The organism is Agrobacterium sp. NPDC089420 (assembly GCF_044900305.1).
Classification (GTDB): Bacteria; Pseudomonadota; Alphaproteobacteria; order Rhizobiales; family Rhizobiaceae; genus Agrobacterium.
The window spans coordinates 61845-81020 of sequence record NZ_JBJDMY010000018.1; the positions used below are offsets into that span (position 1 = coordinate 61845).

The 19176-nt window shown below is 61.2% G+C and carries 17 protein-coding genes; 7 read left to right on the forward strand and 10 right to left on the reverse strand.

Annotated elements, in window-relative coordinates:
- Position 1: 1 nt before the first annotated feature.
- From ACI2KA_RS22755 to ACI2KA_RS22770, 4 genes are all read left to right on the forward strand, one after another.
- Positions 2–1678, forward strand: coding sequence for a hydantoinase B/oxoprolinase family protein (locus tag ACI2KA_RS22755; RefSeq protein ID WP_404504728.1), 1677 nt, complete (start codon positions 2–4; stop codon positions 1676–1678).
- A 12-nt stretch (positions 1679–1690) separates the two neighbouring features.
- Positions 1691–2497, forward strand: a complete 807-nt coding sequence (locus ACI2KA_RS22760; protein ID WP_404504729.1) for an SDR family NAD(P)-dependent oxidoreductase — start codon at positions 1691–1693, stop codon at positions 2495–2497.
- Positions 2498–2508: 11 nt separating this feature from the next.
- Positions 2509–3207 carry an HpcH/HpaI aldolase/citrate lyase family protein gene (locus ACI2KA_RS22765; RefSeq protein ID WP_404504730.1) on the forward strand — a complete coding sequence of 233 codons (699 nt, stop codon included), beginning with the start codon at positions 2509–2511 and terminating at the stop codon, positions 3205–3207.
- 136 nt (positions 3208–3343) lie between these two features.
- Positions 3344–3976, forward strand: coding sequence for a LysE family translocator (locus ACI2KA_RS22770; protein ID WP_404504731.1), 633 nt, complete (start codon positions 3344–3346; stop codon positions 3974–3976).
- Between the two features lie 22 nt (positions 3977–3998).
- On the opposite strand, the gene ACI2KA_RS22775 is transcribed toward ACI2KA_RS22770, so the two are convergent.
- The 10 genes from ACI2KA_RS22775 to ACI2KA_RS22820 form a co-directional block, all read right to left on the reverse strand.
- Entirely contained in the window at positions 3999–4523 is a 525-nt protein-coding gene (locus tag ACI2KA_RS22775; protein WP_404504732.1) for an AAA family ATPase, read from the reverse strand.
- Between the two features lie 121 nt (positions 4524–4644).
- Positions 4645–5415 carry a DUF1062 domain-containing protein gene (locus tag ACI2KA_RS22780; protein WP_404504733.1) on the reverse strand — a complete coding sequence of 257 codons (771 nt, stop codon included), beginning with the start codon at positions 5413–5415 and terminating at the stop codon, positions 4645–4647.
- 334 nt (positions 5416–5749) lie between these two features.
- Entirely contained in the window at positions 5750–6691 is a 942-nt protein-coding gene (locus ACI2KA_RS22785) for an electron transfer flavoprotein subunit alpha/FixB family protein (protein ID WP_404504734.1), read from the reverse strand.
- Between the two features lie 25 nt (positions 6692–6716).
- Entirely contained in the window at positions 6717–7463 is a 747-nt protein-coding gene (locus ACI2KA_RS22790) for an electron transfer flavoprotein subunit beta/FixA family protein (RefSeq protein ID WP_080853806.1), read from the reverse strand.
- 12 nt (positions 7464–7475) lie between these two features.
- Positions 7476–8906 (reverse strand): aldehyde dehydrogenase family protein, encoded by a 1431-nt coding sequence (locus ACI2KA_RS22795; RefSeq protein ID WP_404504735.1) that lies wholly within the window; start codon positions 8904–8906, stop codon positions 7476–7478.
- An 11-nt stretch (positions 8907–8917) separates the two neighbouring features.
- A complete protein-coding gene (locus ACI2KA_RS22800; protein ID WP_404504736.1) occupies positions 8918–9652 on the reverse strand; it encodes an ABC transporter ATP-binding protein in 735 nt (244 codons plus the stop codon).
- Complete coding sequence (locus ACI2KA_RS22805; RefSeq protein WP_404504737.1) at positions 9649–10467, reverse strand: ABC transporter ATP-binding protein; 819 nt, start codon at positions 10465–10467, stop codon at positions 9649–9651. The genes ACI2KA_RS22800 and ACI2KA_RS22805 overlap by 4 nt, the downstream gene beginning before the upstream one ends.
- Positions 10464–11780 carry a high-affinity branched-chain amino acid ABC transporter permease LivM gene (gene livM / locus ACI2KA_RS22810; RefSeq protein WP_404504738.1) on the reverse strand — a complete coding sequence of 439 codons (1317 nt, stop codon included), beginning with the start codon at positions 11778–11780 and terminating at the stop codon, positions 10464–10466. Before livM ends, ACI2KA_RS22805 begins: the two co-directional genes overlap by 4 nt.
- Before the next feature lie 10 nt (positions 11781–11790).
- Entirely contained in the window at positions 11791–12708 is a 918-nt protein-coding gene (locus ACI2KA_RS22815; protein ID WP_404504739.1) for a branched-chain amino acid ABC transporter permease LivH, read from the reverse strand.
- 70 nt (positions 12709–12778) lie between these two features.
- Positions 12779–13900 carry a branched-chain amino acid ABC transporter substrate-binding protein gene (locus tag ACI2KA_RS22820; protein WP_404504740.1) on the reverse strand — a complete coding sequence of 374 codons (1122 nt, stop codon included), beginning with the start codon at positions 13898–13900 and terminating at the stop codon, positions 12779–12781.
- 303 nt (positions 13901–14203) lie between these two features.
- On the opposite strand from ACI2KA_RS22820, the gene ACI2KA_RS22825 reads away from it, so the two are divergent.
- The 3 genes from ACI2KA_RS22825 to ACI2KA_RS22835 are packed head-to-tail and all read left to right on the forward strand — an operon-like array spanning position 14204 to position 19172.
- Positions 14204–16300, forward strand: a complete 2097-nt coding sequence (locus tag ACI2KA_RS22825; protein WP_404504741.1) for a hydantoinase/oxoprolinase family protein — start codon at positions 14204–14206, stop codon at positions 16298–16300.
- An 11-nt stretch (positions 16301–16311) separates the two neighbouring features.
- Positions 16312–17967: a hydantoinase B/oxoprolinase family protein gene (locus ACI2KA_RS22830; RefSeq protein WP_404504742.1), complete on the forward strand. Its 1656-nt coding sequence runs from the start codon at positions 16312–16314 to the stop codon at positions 17965–17967.
- Positions 17964–19172 (forward strand): pyridoxal phosphate-dependent aminotransferase, encoded by a 1209-nt coding sequence (locus tag ACI2KA_RS22835; RefSeq protein WP_404504743.1) that lies wholly within the window; start codon positions 17964–17966, stop codon positions 19170–19172. The genes ACI2KA_RS22830 and ACI2KA_RS22835 overlap by 4 nt, the downstream gene beginning before the upstream one ends.
- Positions 19173–19176: the final 4 nt, after the last annotated feature.

Here is a 19176-nt window from a genome sequence, read left to right on the forward strand (position 1 = left end):
GATGTCGAAACCCGCAACCGATTTCAACGATCCGATCAACCTTCAGGTCATGTGGAACCGCCTGATCTTCATCGCCGATCAGGCCGATAACGTGCTCGGCAAAACGGCGTTTTCGCCGATCGTGCGCGAGAACCACGATTACGTTACGGTACTTCTCGACAGCAAGGGCAGGGCGCTGGCGCAATGCACCTGGTCGATCCCGGTCTTCATCACCTCGCTGCCGGCGGCAGCACAGAAATATTTCCTGCCGAAATTTCCGGCGGAAGCGCTGGAGGAAGGCGATGTTCTTGCCACCAACGATCCCGAGATCGGAACCGGCCACCTGCCGGACGTGACGATGATCACGCCGATCTTCAAGAACGGCAAGGTCGTCGCCTATGCGGGATCGATCGCCCACCTTCCCGATATTGGCGGCGCGCCGCTGCATTCGGAAGCCAGCGACATTTTTGCGGAAGGCATCCGGTTCCCCATCGTCAAGCTGCTGAAGGCCGGCATTCCGAACGAGGATGTCTTCGATATTATCGCAGCCTCCGTCCGTCTTCCGACCGAAGTCCGCGGCGACCTGGAATCGATGATCGCCGCCAACAATGTCATGGGCCGCGAACTCGTCAAATTCCTCGATGAATACGGGCTGGACGATGTCGATGGGCTGGCCGACGCCATCCACACCCGCTCGGAGGCGCAGACGCGCAAGGCGATCCGCGAATGGCCGAACGGCACCTATTCCGCCGAGGTCCTGCTCGATGGTTACGATGTCGACGTCAAGCTGAAAGCCTCCGTCATCGTCCGCGACGATTCCATCCACGTGGACTACGCCGGAACCTCGGATCAGGTCCTGCACTCCATCAACTGCCGTACGAATTATCGCTATGCGCATTCGGTCTACGCATTGAAATGCCTGCTCGATTCCGAAACGCCGAACAATGAGGGCTGCATCGTTCCCATAACCGATGAGGCGCCGCTCGGCTGCATCCTCAATCCGCAGGAATGGACGGCCGGCAATTCGCGCAACCTGATCGGCCACGTCATTCCCTCGCTGATCTTCAAGGCGCTGGAAGGCATCGTGCCGGAAAAGGTGCTGGGAGACAGCGGCGGCGCGCCGATCTGGGCCGCCAACTGCGTTGGCCAGCGCAATGACGGAAGCCAATACGCCTCCGTGCAGAATTTCCATGGCGGGCAGGGCGCGCGTGCCGAGTTCGACGGGCTGGATACGCTGAGCTTTCCCTCCAACTGCAAGGTCACGGCCGTCGAAATGTTCGAGGTCGCCGTGCCGGTGCTGACCGAATGCAAGGAGTTGATCGCCGATTCCGGCGGAGCCGGCAGATATCGCGGCGGCCTTGGCCAGCGCGTCATCCTGCGTAATCTCGGCAAAAATCCGATGAACATCTATCTGGCGTCGGAACGCGTGCGCCACCCCTGCTTCGGCGTCGTGGAAGGCCAGAGCGGATCGGCCGGCAAGGTCATGAAGCAGGGCGAGCCGCATTTTCCAAAGGGCAAGGTGGTTCTCCATACCGGCGAAAGTCTGGAGGTCCAGACACCCGGCGGCGGCGGCTGGGGCAGGGCAAGCGAACGCGCGCGCGAACTGATCGAGCAGGATATTTCCGAAGGTCTGGTAACCGCGAAGGCCGCGAAGGAAATCTTCGGCTATTCTGGCGCCATTGCGGCCGCAGCCGAATAGGAGACGATGAGAATGGGACTGCTGAACGGAAAGATTGCACTGGTGACCGGCGCCGGCTCGGGTATCGGTCGGGAAACCGCGATCCTGCTTGCGAAGGAAGGGGCGACGGTGGTTCTGACCGGTCGCCGCCTCGATCCGCTGCGCGAAGTTGCGGACCTGATCGAGAAGAAGAAGGGCAAGGCAATTGCCCGCACGCTCGACATTGCCTCGCGCGAAGCGATCGTCGACACGGTCAAATCGATCAGCGAAGCCGTCGGCCCCATCGATATTCTCGTCAACAATGCCGGTTCCGCCAGCAAGGTGCTGAACGCCCGCTTCATCGGCGAAGAGGAGTGGAACGCCACGCTCAACGTCAATCTGACGGCGGTGTTCAACCTGACCCAGGCCGTGCTGCCGGACATGATCGCAAAGGGCGAAGGCACGATCATCACCGTCTCCTCGCTCGCTGCACTCAATCCCAACCTGCTCGGCGGCGTGGCCTATGGTGCGGCCAAGGCGGGCGTGAAGAATTTCATGACCTTCCTGCACAATACCTATCGCAACCAGGGCATCCGCGCGACCACCATCCTGCCGGGCGAGACGGATACACCGATCATGAACAACCGCGCGCGTCCGCCTTTGAAGGAAGAGCGCGCCGTGATGATGGACCCGCATGACGTTGCCCGCGCGATCCTGCTTTGCGCCAGTGTGGGCAAAACTGCGGTCATTCCCGAACTGCACATCTGCCCGACCCATATGCGCGACACCTCGAAGGATATCGAGGTTGCCCGCTGGGTGGGCGCGCCGGACGACACGCCGGACAGGCCGAAGACCAACTGAGGAGGATTCCCATGAATGGAGCAAAGCTGCGCGCCCGTCTTGCGGCGGGTGACGCCATCAGCATGTTCACGCCGCACCACACGTCGTCCGGCCTTTCCGCCCGGCTGGTGGAACTTGGCGCCGATGCGGTCTTCGTCGATTGCGAACACGGCACGTGGAGCTTCGAGGACGTGCGTGCAACCGGGCAGGTGGTGCGCTCGGTCGGCGGCGCCGCCATCGTGCGCCCGCATTCGCATGAACGGCCGATCATCATCCGTTATCTCAACGCCGGCGCGGACGGCATCATGGTGCCAATGGTCGGCACCGCCGACGAGGCCCGCGCGATCGTCGACGCCGTGCGTTACGCCTTGCCGTCCGACCATGACAAGCGGCTGGTGATCGCCATGATCGAGACCGTCGACGCGGTCGATGCGCTCGAAGACATGCTGACGGTGGAAGGGATCGACGTCTTTTTCATCGGTCCCGGCGATCTTTCGCAGGATATGGGATATCCTCCAGCGCCGCCCTTCGGCGAGCCGCGTCCGGATGTGGTGATCGACAAGGTCGCCGTCGCCGTCAAAAAGATCCGGGCAGCCGGAAAGGTCGCGGGAACGCTCGGGACGCTGGACGAAATTCCGCACTGGCGCGCCCTCGGGGTGCAGTTCTTTTACGTGCATTCCGAGCCGTTTTTGCGCCGCGGCCTTGCTGCGGTGAAGAAAGCGCTGGCCTGAACCGGAACCGAAATCCATCGGATCGATATTTCGCTGCACAGGGTGGTTGCAATTGCCGGCCGGATACCCCTAACGTCACGGACATTCGCGGGAGATTCCATTCCCGCGAAATGGGCAGTAAGAGGGGACTTACAAGATGCCGGAGACAGCAAGCCTGTTTGCTTTTGCCTTGATCGCGCTCGGCATGGTGCTCACGCCCGGACCGAACATGGTCTATCTGATTTCGCGATCCATCTGCCAGGGGCCGGCGGCAGGGCTTGTCTCCCTCGGCGGTGTCGCCCTCGGTTTCGTTTTTTACATGATGTGCGCCGCGTTCGGGATCACCGCGATCGTCATGGCCGTTCCTTATGCCTATGATGCCTTGCGGCTCGCCGGGGCGCTTTATCTGCTCTATCTGGCGTGGCAGGCCGTGCGGCCGGGCGGAAGATCGCCGTTTCAGGTGCGGAACCTGCCCAAGGATGGCCCGCGCAAGCTGTTCATGATGGGGTTTCTGACCAATCTGCTCAATCCCAAGATCGCCGTCATGTATCTGTCCCTGCTGCCGCAATTCATCAGCCCGGATCACGGCAGCGTCCTGACCCAATCGCTGATCCTCGGCTGTACCCAGATCGCCATCAGCGTCAGCGTCAATTCGGTGATCGCCATCGCCGCCGGTTCCATCGCGCTTTTCCTTGCCAGCCGTCCGACATGGCTGGCGGTGCAGCGCTGGCTGATGGGCACGGTGCTGGCCGGGCTCGCCATCCGCATGGCGACGGAAGCGCGTCGTTAGGATTTCCCGGCGCTCCGCCGCATCATCGGCATTGGCAAAGAATATCGTCGACGACGCGGGCAAGCGGCGCCGTCGCGTCGATGATCGTCGCATCGGCAGGCACGTCCTCTTTCGTTGCGTGCAACCGCAAAATCAGCGCGCGTTCGTCGGGCCTGGCGCCAAATTCGTCGCAAGGCCGGTCGGCAAGGCGTTTCGTCAGTGTTTCCTGATCGATATCGAGAACGAAGACGCCATCGAAGAGATCGATAAAACGATCGAAATTCCGCGAACCGCCGCAGAAGAAGGAGAGGTGTTGACCGTGGTCGGCCAAGAGGGATTTCACCCTGTCGACATTCCAGATGTGGTGGGAATGTCTGAAGACCACATCATGGCCGCCCTCCTGCAGCTGTGCGGACGCCTTCAACGGTTCACCCGTCTGCGGATCGCCCTGATAGGCGAGTTCCCGGTCGCCGTGAATGACGTGGTAACCGCGCCGCTGAAGTTCTGTCGCGACCGATGTTTTGCCGGCGCAGGAAACACCTTCGATCAGATAGTTGCGAATGCCCATTTTTCTCCGATAAACCCGGGGCGTTTGAGAGACTCATGACGCGTCGGTTTATGACGCAGGATCGTGACAGATTTTCAACGCGGCGGGCGAGGGCCTCAGGCTTGAGGCCCTCGCGATGGCGTCAGGGCGTGCGGGCCGTCATTGCGGGCTGCCATAGCCGTTCGGGATCAAATCCGGCACAGACATCGATCTCGATCCGGCTGCCGGTTATGACACGCCGTCGCAGGATGTTTGAGCCGCCGAATTCCGTCCGCACCATGCCGCCGTCGTGCAACGCGTGCAACCGCGAACGGGAAAGTCCCAGTTCCGACGCCAGCAGGCGGTCGAGGCGTATGCTGGTCGTCAGCGGAACGACCAGTTCGATTTCGGCTTTTCTCCAGTCGGGCCTCGGTTTGTCGGGAGGATCGCCCATGATCGCCTTTTCGATGTCTATCGCGGGAAACTCCTCGACATGTTGCGATTTGCGCCTGAGGGCCTCCATATTGAACATCTGCGCCCTTATCCATTGCGGATCATTCGACTGCAACGCCGCTAGGGCGGCGGGGCTTATATCGCGCACGGCCTGCCGCTCGAAGATCGGCCGGTTCCAGGTCTTGTCGCAGATGATGCATTTGTAGATAAGCCAGGCGTCAAGCCTGCGGCCATTGGCGTTCAGGCGGATTTTACCGCTGCATTGAAAGGCTCTCAGCCCGCCGCAGCCGCTGCAGGCAATCCAGGGCTTTGGGGCAGTTCGGGCAATAATGGTCCAACGGACCCGGAATGTGTCGCACATATCGTCTTGGTCTTCCATTTGGAAGTCCACCAAGATGGTGCAGGAGAAAACCCGAGCGGGAACGGTGTGGCGATGTTCTGGGTGACTGAAGAGCTGGGACAGCGGCGCTGCACAGGGCACATTTTAACGATGCCAAACCGGTCTCTTGCCACCACCCGGTGAACATGATCACAGACCGGCAGCATGATGCTGTCCGGCAATGCGGGTGAAACTGGATTGAGACCGGTATTTACTTAGGCAAAGTCTACCTCAATGCGCCAATGCTCTTCGACGGCAGCAGTAACAAATAATCGCCCCGAAAAGGAGGCCCCCGATAGAGTTCGCGACAGAAACCGATGGCGTTGCGGTTTTTATGCAACGCCATCAGAATGGTGCCGCGATTGCCGATGAACCGAGACATTGGCCACAGACGGCCGGCTGCGCCTCTCCGGCCCGCCATTCGTTCGAACATGTATCAGAGCGCTTTTTCGATGCCCGGCAAAGCCTCGAACAGGTCTGCGACGAGACCGTAATCGGCGACCTGGAAGATCGGCGCTTCTTCATCCTTGTTGATGGCGACGATGACCTTCGAGTCCTTCATGCCGGCCAGATGCTGGATGGCGCCCGAGATGCCCGCCGCGATGTAAAGCTGCGGCGCAACCACCTTGCCGGTCTGGCCCACCTGCCAGTCGTTCGGCGCATAACCGGCATCGACGGCCGCGCGGCTTGCACCGACGGCGGCACCCAGCTTGTCGGCAACCGGCAGGATGACTTCCTTGAACTTCTCCGAAGAGCCAAGCGCGCGGCCACCCGAGATGATGATCTTCGCAGACGTCAGCTCCGGACGGTCGGACGAGGCCAGCGCATCGGAAACGAAGCTGGACAGGCCGGGGTTTTCGGCAGCACCGATGGTTTCGACCGCTGCCGAACCGCCCTCGCTTGCTGCCGCAAAGGCGGTCGGGCGCACGGTGATCACTTTCTTCGCATCGCTCGCCTGCACCGTCTGGATGGCGTTGCCGGCATAGATCGGCCGCTTGAAGGTGTCAGGCGACACGACCTCGATGATTTCCGAAACCTGCGCCACATCCAGAAGCGCCGCAACGCGCGGCGTGACGTTCTTGGCGGATGCGGTGGCCGGCGCAATGATGACATCATAGGAGGGGCTAAGCGAGACGATCAGCGCCGCCAGCGGCTCTGCCAGCGCATTGGCATAGGAGGCGTCGTCGGCAAGCAGCACCTTGGAGACGCCGGAGAGTTTCGCGGCTGCGTCAGCCGCACCCTTTGCGCCGGAGCCGGCGACCAGCACATGCACGTCGCTTCCCGTCCCCCTGGCAATCTGGGTTGCCGCCGTCAGCGTCTTTGCCGTCAGGTCGGAAAGGGTTGCGTTGTCGTGTTCTGCCAGAAGAAGAATGGCCATGAGAATATCTCCCTTTTCCGAAATCTTAGAGGACGCCGTCGGCCTTGAGCTTTTCGACCAGCTCGGCAACCGAGCCGACCTTGATGCCGGCCTTGCGGCCCGCCGGCTCCTCGGTCTTCAGCACCTTCAGGCGCGGCGACACGTCGACGCCGAAATCGGCCGGCGACTTCTTGTCGAGCGGCTTCTTCTTGGCCTTCATGATGTTCGGCAGCGAGGCGTAACGCGGCTCGTTCAGGCGAAGATCGGTGGTGACGACGGCGGGAAGCTTCAGCTCCACCGTCTGCAGGCCGCCATCGACTTCACGCGTCACTGCAACCTTGCCATCGGAAGGCTCGACCTTGGAGGCAAAGGTGCCCTGGCCCCAGCCGAGCAATGCTGCCAGCATCTGGCCGGTCTGGTTCGAATCGTCATCGATCGCCTGTTTGCCGACGATGACGAGGCCGGGTTGTTCGGCCTCCGCCACGCCCTTCAGGAGCTTGGCGACGGCGAGCGGCTCGACGGTTTCGTCGGTCTCGATCAGGATGGCGCGGTCCGCACCCATGGCGAGCGCGGTGCGCAGTGTTTCTTCCGCCTTGGCCGGGCCGATCGACACGACCACAACCTCGTCGGCCTTGCCCGCTTCCTTCAGGCGCAGCGCCTCTTCCACCGAGATTTCGTCGAACGGGTTCATCGACATCTTCACATTGGCAAGCTCGACACCAGAACCATCCGATTTCACACGGATCTTCACATTGTAATCGACAACGCGCTTGACGGGGACAAGGATCTTCATCGGCGGCTTTCCTCAGGCAGATGTGTAGGCAGTTTTGACGGTGGTATAAAATTCGGCGGCATAGCGGCCCTGTTCGCGCGGGCCGTAGGATGATCCCTTGCGTCCACCGAAGGGAACGTGGAAGTCGACCCCGGCGGTGGGCAGATTGACCATGACCATTCCGGCCTCCGAATGTCGCTTGAAATGGGTAGCGTGTTTGAGGCTGGTGGTGGCTATGCCTGACGACAAGCCGAAGCTCGTATCATTCGCCGTGGCCAGCGCCTCATCATAGTCCTTGACGCGAATGACGGCAGCGACCGGCCCGAATATCTCCTCGCGGGCGATACGCATCCGGTTGCTGGCTTGCGTGAACAGGGCAGGCTGCAGGAAGAAACCCGGATTGTCGCGCTCGAGACGGTCGCCGCCAAAGGCGAGGTGCGCGCCTTCCTTCTTCCCGATGTCGATATAGTCCTCGTCCTGTCTCAATTGGCCCGCATCAACCACCGGGCCGATATGGGTGCCGGGCTTCAGGGCGTCATCGACGACGAGGCTCCGGAGACGTTCGGTCAGGGCCGCAACAAAACGGTCGTGTATCCCATCCGTCACGATCAGCCGGGACGACGCGGTGCAGCGCTGTCCGGTCGAAAAGAACGAGGAATTCGCAGCCGCTTCGACCGCGACGGAAAGATCGGCGTCATCGAGGATGACAAACGGGTTCTTGCCGCCCATTTCGAGCTGGTATTTGCGATTATGGTCGATGGATGCCAGCGCCACACGCCTGCCGGTTCCGGTCGATCCGGTGAAGGTGATTGCATCCAGTTCCGGGCTGTCGAGCATGGTCTGGCCGACGACGCTTCCCCGGCCCATGACAAGATTGACCACCCCGGCCGGGGCGCCGGCGCGATGCAGGATGTCCACGAGTGCCCACGCACATCCCGGAACAAGATCGGCTGGCTTGAGGACGACGGTGTTTCCATAGGCGAGGGCCGGCGCGATCTTCCAGGCGGGAATGGCGATCGGGAAATTCCATGGCGTGATCACGCCGACGACGCCAATCGGATCGCGCGTGATCTCAACCCCGACGCCTGGACGCACCGACGGCAGAACCTCACCGGACAGGCGGAGCACTTCGCCCGCAAAGAAGTCGAAAATCTGCCCGGCGCGCGTCACTTCGCCGATCGCTTCCGGCAATGTCTTGCCCTCTTCCCGGGCAAGGAGACGGCCGAGTTCTTCCTTGCGGGCGATGATTTCGTCCGCGGCCTTCTTGAGAAGGGCATGTCGCTCGAGGATCGGCGATAACGACCATGCCGGGAAAGCGGCCTTGGCAGCGGCTATCGCGGCGCGTGCCTGGTCGCAGCTTGCGCGGGCATATTCACCGACGATATCGTTGGTGTTGGACGGATTGACGTTCGTGGCGCCGTCGCCGCCGACCCATTCCCCGGCAATGAGATTTCTGTGCAGCATCGATGCTTCCTTCAGTGAAGTCCGAGATAGGCCTTGCGGACCTCTTCATTGTCGAGGAGATCGGCGCTGTCGCCCGAAAGGTGGATGCGTCCATTGACCATCACATAGGCGCGCTGCGACAGCTTCAACGCGTGATTGGCGTTTTGTTCGACGAGGAAAATGGTCTTGCCCAGGGTCGCGATTTCGCTCAGCACCTCGAAGACCCTCTTGACGACAAGCGGAGCCAGTCCCAGCGAGGGTTCGTCGAACAGGATGAGTTCGGGACGCGCCATCATCGCACGGGCAATGGCGAGCATCTGCTGTTCGCCGCCCGACATGGTTCCCGCCGTCTGGTTGCGACGCTCCTTCAGCCTCGGAAAAAGATCGAACATCTGAGTCCGGTCGGCCTCGAAAAAATGCATGCCGATGGGGGTCGTACCCATCATCATGTTCTCCTCAACCGTCATGTCCTGATAGATCTGACGGCCTTCGGGAACCAGCGCGATACCACGACGGGAAATCTGGTTGGTCGGCGTCCGCGAGATGTCTTCCCCGCGATGGAGGATTCGTCCCGATGAGGCTCTGGGCGCTCCGAAGATCGAAGAGAGCAGGGTGGTCTTGCCGGCGCCGTTCGCGCCGATGAGACTGACGATCTCGCCTTTGCAGACCGTGACGTTGACGGATCGGAGCGCTTCCACCGCGCCGTAATGCGCGTGCACCCCGGCAAATTCCAGAAGCGGCGGGGCGCCGGTTTCGGGCTGGCTCATGCTTTCACCTCATCTTCGCTGACGCCGAGATAGGCCGCGACCACCGCCGGGTCATTGGCCACGTGTTCGGGTGTTCCGTCCGAAATGACCTCGCCATGATCGAGGACCACGATGTGATTGGATATCTGCATCACGAGCCCCATGTCGTGTTCGATGACGAGTACGGTCTGGCCGTGCTCGGCGCAAAGCTTCTGGATCATCTCTGCAAGCTCGCGCGTTTCGGAGGGATTGAGGCCCGCCGCAGGTTCGTCGAGGCAGATCAGTCGGGGGCTGGTGCACATGGCGCGCGCGATCTCCAGGCGACGCTGGCGACCATACGGGAGTTCGCCCGCGAGACGGTTCGCGTCTTCGGTCAAGGCCATCTCGCCGAGCCAGTAATAAGCGCGGTCAACCGCATCACGCTCCGCCTTGCGGAAGGACGGAGTGCCGAGAACACCGCTCAATATGCCATTCCGGGTGGAACGATGTTGTGCGATCAGCAGGTTCTCGATCACGGACATCTCTTTGAAAAGGCGGATATTCTGAAACGTCCGGGCAATGCCGGCACGGGTGACGAGGTGGGAGCCTCCGATCATTGGCTTGGTCACGAGTTCGCCAATGTCCTGAAAACTCTCGCCGTCGTTGAGGAGAATCCGCCCTTCGCTCGCCCGGTAAAAACCCGTGATGCAGTTGAACATCGTGGTTTTTCCCGCGCCGTTGGGGCCGATCAAGGCCGTGATAGAGCCTTTTTCCACCGAGAAGCTGACCTTCCGGTTTGCGACGATCCCGCCGAAGCGCATGGTGACGTCCTGAACCTCGAGTATCGACGTCTTCATCGGCTGGCCTCCACTCCGGATTGGGCAATGAAGGGGTGTGCCTTACCGTCGGCTTTCTCCGGGCGACTGGGGAAGAAGGCGGGGCGTTTGACGCGCACAAGGCCGCGCGGTTTCCAGATCATCATGACCACCATCATGACGCCAAAGACGAAGACGCGGTATTCGGCGAATTCGCGCAACATTTCAGGCAGGATCGTCAGCACGAGCGCCGCCAGAATGACCCCGACGGTCGATCCGAGACCGCCCAATACGACGATCGCCAGGATGAGTGCGGATTCGAAAAAGGTGAAGGAGGTCGGATTCACGAAACCCTGGTGAACGGCAAAAAATACACCGGCGATGCCGCCCGTCGACGCACCGAGCATGAAGGCGGTCAGCTTGGTGAAGACATGGTTCACGCCGAGCGAACGACACGCGATCTCGTCCTCGCGCAACGCCTCCCACATCCGGCCGAGCGGGATGACGCGCAGGCGCTGCACGACGTAGATTGCCAGGCAGACAACGAGGAACAGCACGAGGTAGATGAACCAGAATTTGTAGTCGGAACTATAGGGAATGCCGAAATATTCGTGGAACGGCGTGCCGCCCTGCTTGGCGGTGCGGCCGAATTCCAGGCCGAGGAAGGTAGGGGCTGGAACGGGTGACCCGTTGGGACCCCCGGTGAAATCGAGCCAGTTGTTCAAAACGAGACGAATGATCTCCCCGAAACCGAGCGTGACGATCGCCAGATAGTCGCCATGCATCTTGAGAACGGGGAAGGCGAGAACCATGCCGAACAAGGCTGCCAGGAAGGGTGCAATCAAGAGCGCGCCCCAGAATCCGAGGCCAAGATATTGCGATCCGAGAGCCAGAAGATAGGCGCCGACCGCGTAAAAGGCGACAAAGCCGAGATCGAGAAGGCCGGCAAGCCCGACGACGATGTTGAGACCCAGGCCGAGAAGGCAGTAGATCAGCGCGAGTATCGCAATGCCGAGAAAATACTTGTCGGCAAAAAGCGGGAGGCAGAGGCCGGCGACGAACAAGAATGCGAGAAGCAGGAGCGGAGATTTTTCCTTTCCCGTCATGACGGTGACGCCCGTTCCGTTGCTCGCGACCATCTTCGTCAGGCGCGCACCGGCAGGTGACATCTGGAAGAGGGAGATCAGAACCCGGCCGGCGGTGACGACCGCGGCAAGCGTCACGGCACGCATCAGTTCGTTGCGGAACGAAAAGCCGTCGAGCACGAGGCCGGAGATCGGTCCGAACAGGATGAGAGAAACGGTAAAGGTAAGGAGCGCCTGCTTCAGCAGGCCGGGGAGGTGCTTCGTTTCCATGATATGACCCTCACACTTTCTGAATTTCCGGCCGACCCAGCAGACCGTAGGGGCGGAAGAAAAGCAGCAGGATGAGCAGGGCGAAGGCAAAGACGTCCTTGTAGTCGGTGCTGACATATCCGGCGAACAGGGCTTCCGTCAGGCCCAGAAGAATGCCGCCGAGGACAGCGCCCGGAAGCGAGCCGATCCCGCCGAGCACGGCGGCGGTAAAGGCTTTGATCCCCATGACGAAACCGATGAAGAAATTGAACGAGCCGTAATTGAAGGTCACCAGCGTTCCGCCGACGGCTGCGGTGGCCGCGCCAATCACGAAGACTGTGGAGATGATCCTGTCGGTATTCACGCCAAGAACTGCGGAAATGCGCAGGTTCTGCTGCGTGGCACGGCACTCGCGACCGATGCGGGTGTAGTTGATGATATAGGTCAGTATTCCCATCGCGATGAGGGAGGCCAGCAGGATGACGGTCTGCATGTAGGTGATCTGCGCGAAATGGACCCCGTCGCCGAAGCGGAAGGCGCCCTGAATCAGGATCGGAACGCCCTGGTCGCGTGCGCCCTGGGCGATCTGCACATAGCTTTGCAGCATCAGGGAGATGCCGATCGCGGAGATCAGCGGGGCGAGCTTGGTCGATCCGCGTAAAGGTCGGTAGGCGACGCGTTCGATTGTCCAGCCGTAGACGGCGGTGATCGCGCAGGTGATCACCAGTACGGAAACCAGAGCGAAAGGCACGGACTGAACGCCGAAGAATGCCAGGACGGCAAGCGTGATCGCGGCGATATAGGCGGACACCATATAAACGTCGCCATGGGCGAAGTTGATCATGCGGATGACGCCGTAAACCATGGTGTAGCCGACGGCGATGAGACCGTAGATCGTTCCGAGCGTAATGCCGTTGAATAGCTGTTGGACCAGGATGTAGAAATCCATGGCAGGTTCCCTCTTTTTGTCGTTGGGCATGATGCGACCGGCCCAGCAAGACCGGTCGCGACAGGTGCGGTCAGTTCGTACGGACCGGTGCGCCCTTGTCGTCAAAGGAGTAGAAGACGAACTTGAAGTCCTTGACGTCGCCCTTGTCATTCCAGGCGAGGTTGCCCACCGCCGTCTTGACGGCATTGGCCTGGAGCCAGGCGATCTGGTCTTCTATCGAACCTGCCTTGGTGCCCTGAAGCGCCGCCACGATGGTCTGCGCACTCGCATATCCGAAGAGCGTATAGTTATCTGGGGCGATGTTTTTCGCCTTCAAATCCGCCAATGCATCGGCCGCGGCCGGATCCTGTTTCGGATCCGCTGCGGAAGAATAATAGACGCCCTTCAGATTCTGCGGGCCACCGGAAGCGGTGACGATTTCCGCCTGGGCGAGGGCGTCGCCGCTGACAAAGGCCACGTTGAGGCCCTGTTCGTGAATCTGGCGGATGAGGGGACCGGCTTCGGGAATGAGCCCGCCGAAATAGACGGCCGTCGCGCCGGAACTCTTGATTTTCGTCACCAGCGCATTGAAGTCGCGCTCACCGCGGGTCAGGCCCTCGTAGAGAACCGGCTTGACGCCGCGCTCCTCGATGGTTTTCTTGAATGCGTCGACAAGACCCTGGCCATAGGTATCCTTGTCGTGAATGAGGGCGATCTTGTCCAGTTTCAGGGTGTCGAGGATGAAACTGCCGGCAACCACGGCCTGCTGGTCGTCACGGCCGCAGGTGCGGAATATGGTGGTGAAACCGCGATCGGTGACGATCGGGTTGGTGGAGGACGGCGTCACGGTAAGGATGCCGTTATCCGAATAGATTTCGGAGGCCGGGATTGTGCTCGATGAGCAGAAGTGGCCGACGACCGCCTGGACCTTGTCTTGGTCGACGAACCGGTTGGCGACCGCGACCGCCTGCTTCGGCTCGCAGGCATCGTCACCCTTTACCAGCTCGACTTTCCTGCCGGCGATACCGCCCGCGGCGTTCACATCGTCGATATAGGCGGACACGCCGGACCAGACCTGTTCGCCGAATGTGGCGTTCGCACCCGTATAAGGTCCCGCAACGCCGATCTTGATGGAATCGGCGGAGTAGGCATTCGTCACCGTCAAAACGGATACGAAAGCGGTCGCGGCAAAGAATTTTGCGATGGATTTCATTCGTTTTCCCTCTGTTGGAAATGCTTTGACTTCAAGCGTCTGTGGCGTGGGTTGGTCCCCGCTCATGCGTTATTGGTTCGGCGAAGCTCCTGTTTTTAATAGGATATTCTTCCCGTTCTCAAAAAAAATACGAGGGTTTGCAATACCGATTTCGGCCCTCGTCCCAGTTGACAGTTATATGATAAGTGACATATACGAAGATCGTCAAGGCAAAATGTTGACGTCGGGCATGGAGAAGGTTGAAACTGGATCCGCGACGCGATCGCACCGAACTCTGAGGTGCACTCAGCACCAGAACTGGAAATGGGGAACAACAAGGTGAGCAACACGCCACGCAACTGCCGGGTCGGCGTCGACATCGGCGGCACTTTTACGGATATTGCGCTCGATCTGGACGGCGCTCTTCATTCGACGAAGGTTCTGACGGACTATACGGCGCCGGAAAGAGCCATCCTCAAGGGCGTCGGCGCCGTCGCCGAAATGGCGGGTATCTCGCTTTCCGAAATTGACATTCTGATTCACGGCACAACGCTCGCCACCAATGCCCTGATCGAGCGGCGCGGCGCCAAGACCGCATTCGTGACGACGGAGGGGTTTCGCGACGTCCTGGAGATGCGCACGGAAAACCGCTTCGAGCAGTACGACCTGAATATTTCTCTGCCGCCCGCATTGATCGCCCGTGCCGACCGCCTGGTCGTGCGGGAGCGCATCGATGCCGCGGGCAGGGTGCTGCTTGACCTGGACCGGGCTTCGGTTGATGCCGTTGTCGAACAGATTGCTGCGGGCGGCTACGAAAGCGTCGCGATCGGGTTCATCCATGCCTATGTAAACGGCGCGCACGAAGCCGCCGTCCGTGATGCCATCCTCAAGCGCCTGCCGAATGTGTCCGTCTCGATCTCATCCGAAGTCTCGCCGCAGATGCGCGAGTTCGAGCGGTTCAACACTGTCTGCGCCAACGCCTATGTGAAGCCGGCGATCAAGTCCTATCTCGACCGTCTTGTCGTCTCGCTTAAGGAAATCGGCGTTGGATGCCCGGTTTTCATGATCCATTCGGGCGGCGGTATTGTCTCGGTTGAAAGCGCCTCGGAATTCCCCGTGCGTCTCGTCGAATCCGGCCCGGCCGGCGGCGCGATCTTTGCAGCGGACATTGCCCGCCGTCACGGATTGGATACGGTTCTTTCCTTCGACATGGGCGGCACCACCGCCAAGATCTGCCTGATTGAGAACCAGGTTCCCAAGACGGCCAAGACATTCGAGGTCGCGCGCACCTACCGGTTCCGCAAGGGGTCGGGCATGCCGATCTCGATCCCCGTCGTCGAAATGGTGGAAATCGGCGCAGGCGGCGGCTCCATCGCCTCCGTCGATGGCATGCGCCAGATCCGTGTCGGACCGCATTCGGCGGCATCTGAGCCCGGCCCTGCCTGTTATGGCCGTGGGGGCAGGAACCCGACCGTCACGGACGCCGATCTTATTCTCGGCAAGCTCGATCCGGACAATTTCGCCGGCGGCGCGATCCCGCTCTCCGTGGAAGCAAGCCGTGCCGCGATGCAGGACGACATCGGTTCGGTGATCGGCCTCGATCCGGAGGCAGCCGCATACGGCACCTGTGAGATGGTCGACGAGAACATGGCCAATGCCGGCCGCGTCCACACCGTCGAGAACGGCAAGAACATCGCCGATTTCACGATGATCACTTTCGGTGGAGCAGGGCCGCTGCACGCAGCGCGTCTCTGCGAAAAAATGGGGATTTCCACCTTCCTCGTTCCGCCGGGTGCGGGCGTCGGTTCCGCCATCGGCTTTCTCAGGGCGCCTTTCGGTTACGAGGCCGTGCGCAGTTCCGTCTTCAATCTTTCCCATTTCAATCATGCGGAAGCGAACCGTCTTCTCGATTCCATGAAGGCTGAAGCGATCGGCTTCGTCGAAGGCGGTCTCGATGCCGGCGTGCCGATCATCGAACGCACGCTGTTCATGCGTTACGCGGGGCAGGGATGGGACATTCCGGTTCCCCTTGAGAGCGAGAGGTTCGACGCATCGAGTGCGGCGACAATCTCGTCCATCTTCCAGACCGAATATGAGCGCTTCTTTGGCAGGGCCATCGAAGGCCTCGACATCGAGGTTGTGAGCTGGTCGGTGAAGGCGTCTTCGCCGCTTCCGCCGGTCGAGCGCGTCGCCTCCACCGCGGAAGGCGACACGGTTGCGCCACGCGAGCGGCGGCGCCTTTTCGAGGCCTCGCAGGGCGCGTATCTCGACGCAGGCATTCATGAACGCGAGACCCTCAAGCCCGGCGATGTCGTTGCCGGTCCGGCCGTCATCGTCGAGCGCGAGACCTCTTCGGTGCTGACATCCTCGTTCAAGGCCATCGTCCAGAACGACGGCTGCCTCCTCGTAACCCGGCAGTAAGGAGTTCCGCGATGAACCAGTCCATGATCGATATCCACATGCAGGTCATGTGGAACCGCCTGATTTCGGTGGTCGAGGAGCAGGCCCAGACGCTGATCCGCACCGCCTTTTCCACCTCCGTGCGCGAGGCCGGCGATCTGTCCGCAGGTGTCTTCGACCTTGAGGGCCGCATGCTTGCGCAGGCCGTCACAGGCACGCCGGGACACGTCAATGCGATGGCCGAGTCGGTTGCGCATTTTATCCGCGACATCGGGCCGGAGAATATTTTCGAAGGCGATGTCTACATCACCAACGACCCCTGGAAGGGCACCGGCCACCTTCACGACATCACGGTCGTCACGCCTTCCTTCCACCACGGCAAGCTCGTCGGTTATTTCGCCTCCACCGCCCATGTGGTGGATGTCGGTGGCCGTGGTTTCGGCCCGGACGCGCGCGAAGTCTATGAAGAAGGCCTCTTCATACCGATCATGAAGTTCTTCGACCGCGGTCAGCTCGACCGGACGCTGATCAACATCGTGAAGAACAATGTCCGCGAGAGCGACAAGGTCGTCGGTGACTTCCACGCGCTTGCGGCCTGCAACGAGACGGGGCACCGCCGCCTCGTCGACATGCTGACGGAATTCAATCTGGACGACCTCTCCATGATTGGCGGGTTCATCCTGAAACACAGCCGCGAAGCCACGCTTGAACGACTGCGTAACCTGCCGCATGGCTCCTGGAGCTACAGCCTCGATCTCGACGGTTATGACGAGCCCGTCCATCTGGCCGCAAGGCTCAGCATCGGCGGGGACGGCGTCGTGGTCGATTTCGATGGCACCTCCGGCATGAGCAGGTTCGGCATCAACGTGCCGCTGGTCTATGCCAAGGCCTATGCGTGTTACGGCATCAAGTGCGTGGTGGCCCCGGATATTCCGAACAATGCCGCGTCGCTCGCCCCCTTCGACGTCGTAGCGCCGGAGGGCTGCATCCTCAACGCCAAGCGTCCGGCGCCGGTAGCCGTCCGCCACGTTCTCGGCCATTTCGTTCCCGATCTGGTTCTTGGCGCACTGCATCAGGCGCTTCCCGGCCAGGTGCCGGCCGAAGGCGCCAGCGCACTCTGGAATCTCCATATGAGCGTCCGACCCCTGCCGGGCAATGACGCGAAGGGAGCGGAAATCCTCATGTTCAACTCCGGCGGCTCCGGCGCGCGCACGGCCCTTGACGGTCTCAACGCCACCGCCTTCCCGAGCGGCGTGCACACCATGCCGATCGAGGCGACGGAAAATGTCGGTCCAGTCATCGTCTGGCGCAAGGAATTGCGCGACGGATCCGGCGGCGCGGGCGCGCAGCGCGGCGGTCTCGGCCAGATGATCGAGATCGAGGCTGCCGAAGGTTTCAGCTTCCGCTTCTCCGCCATGTTCGACCGCATTGACCATCCCGCCCGCGGCCGGGACGGTGGACTTGAAGGCGCCCCCGGCGGCGTCGCGCTTGATGACGGCACCACGCTGAAGGGCAAGGGGCTTCAATTTGTGCCGGAAGGCCGCCGTCTCGTTCTCTCGCTGCCGGGCGGCGGCGGTTACGGCGATCCGGCCGGGCGGTCTGCCGAGGCGGTCTCCCATGACGTGCGGCACGGCTACATTACCGAAGAACAGGCAGCCTTGTACGGCAAGGCGGGAGGAGAGGCATGACGATCCATTTTGAAAGCAAACGGGTGGCGGGTATCAAGTCGTCACCCTCCATGGCCGTTGCCACGGCGGCCAAGGCCATGAGGGCGAACGGCGTGCCTGTCGTCGATCTGTCTCTCGGCGAACCCGATTTCGATACGCCGGATCACGTCGTTGCCGCGGCCGACGAAGCCATGCGCCGGGGTGTCACCCGCTACACCCAGCCGGACGGCCTGCTTGAACTGCGTGAGGCGATTGTCGCCAAGTTCAAGCGTGAAAACGGTCTGGATTACGCTCTTGACGAGGTGTCCATCGGCAACGGCGCCAAGCAAATCCTGTTCAACGCTTTCCTCGGAACGCTGGAGCCCGGCGACGAAGTCATCGTTCCGGCGCCCTATTGGGTATCCTATACCGACATCGTCATCCTTCACGGCGGCATCGCGCGGATCGTGCCCTGCGGCGTCGAGCAGGACTTCAAGATCACGCCCGAGCAGCTTGAGGCGGCGATTACGCCGAAAAGCCGCTGGTTCCTGTTCAACTCTCCCTCGAACCCCACCGGCGCAATCTACACGGCGCATGAACTGCGGGCGCTCGGCGAGGTTCTTGCCCGCCATCCGCAGGTCGCGATCATGTCCGACGAGATCTACGAACACATCATTTGCGGCGACGTGCCATTCACGTCCTTCGCTGTGGCCTGCCCCGATCTCCGGGATCGAACCCTGCTCATCAACGGCGTATCCAAGGCCTATGCGATGACCGGCTGGCGTCTGGGCTACGCGGTTGGTCCAAAAAACCTGACGAAGGTTTTGAACAAGCTGCAATCGCAGAGCACGACATGCCCGTCCTCGATAACCCAATATGCGGCGGCCGTCGCCCTCAACGGGCCGCAGGATTTCGTGCGCACCGCCGTCGCCGAATTCAAGGCGAGGGGTGAACTCGTGGCGAAGGGATTTGCCGCCATTCCGGGTCTTGAAGTGAGGGCACCGGAGGGCGCCTTTTATCTTTTCCCGAAATGCGAGCCCTATATCGGCCGCACCGCCCCCGACGGAACGCGGATATCGAACGATACTGACCTTGCCGCCTATCTTCTCAATGAGGGGAAGGTCGCGACGGTTCCAGGCGCGGCGTTTGGCGTGGAACCATACATCCGGCTGTCCTTTGCAACGTCGCGCGACAATCTTGCGCTCGCGATTGATCGTGTCGCTGAAGCCCTCGGCAAACTCCGCTAGAAAA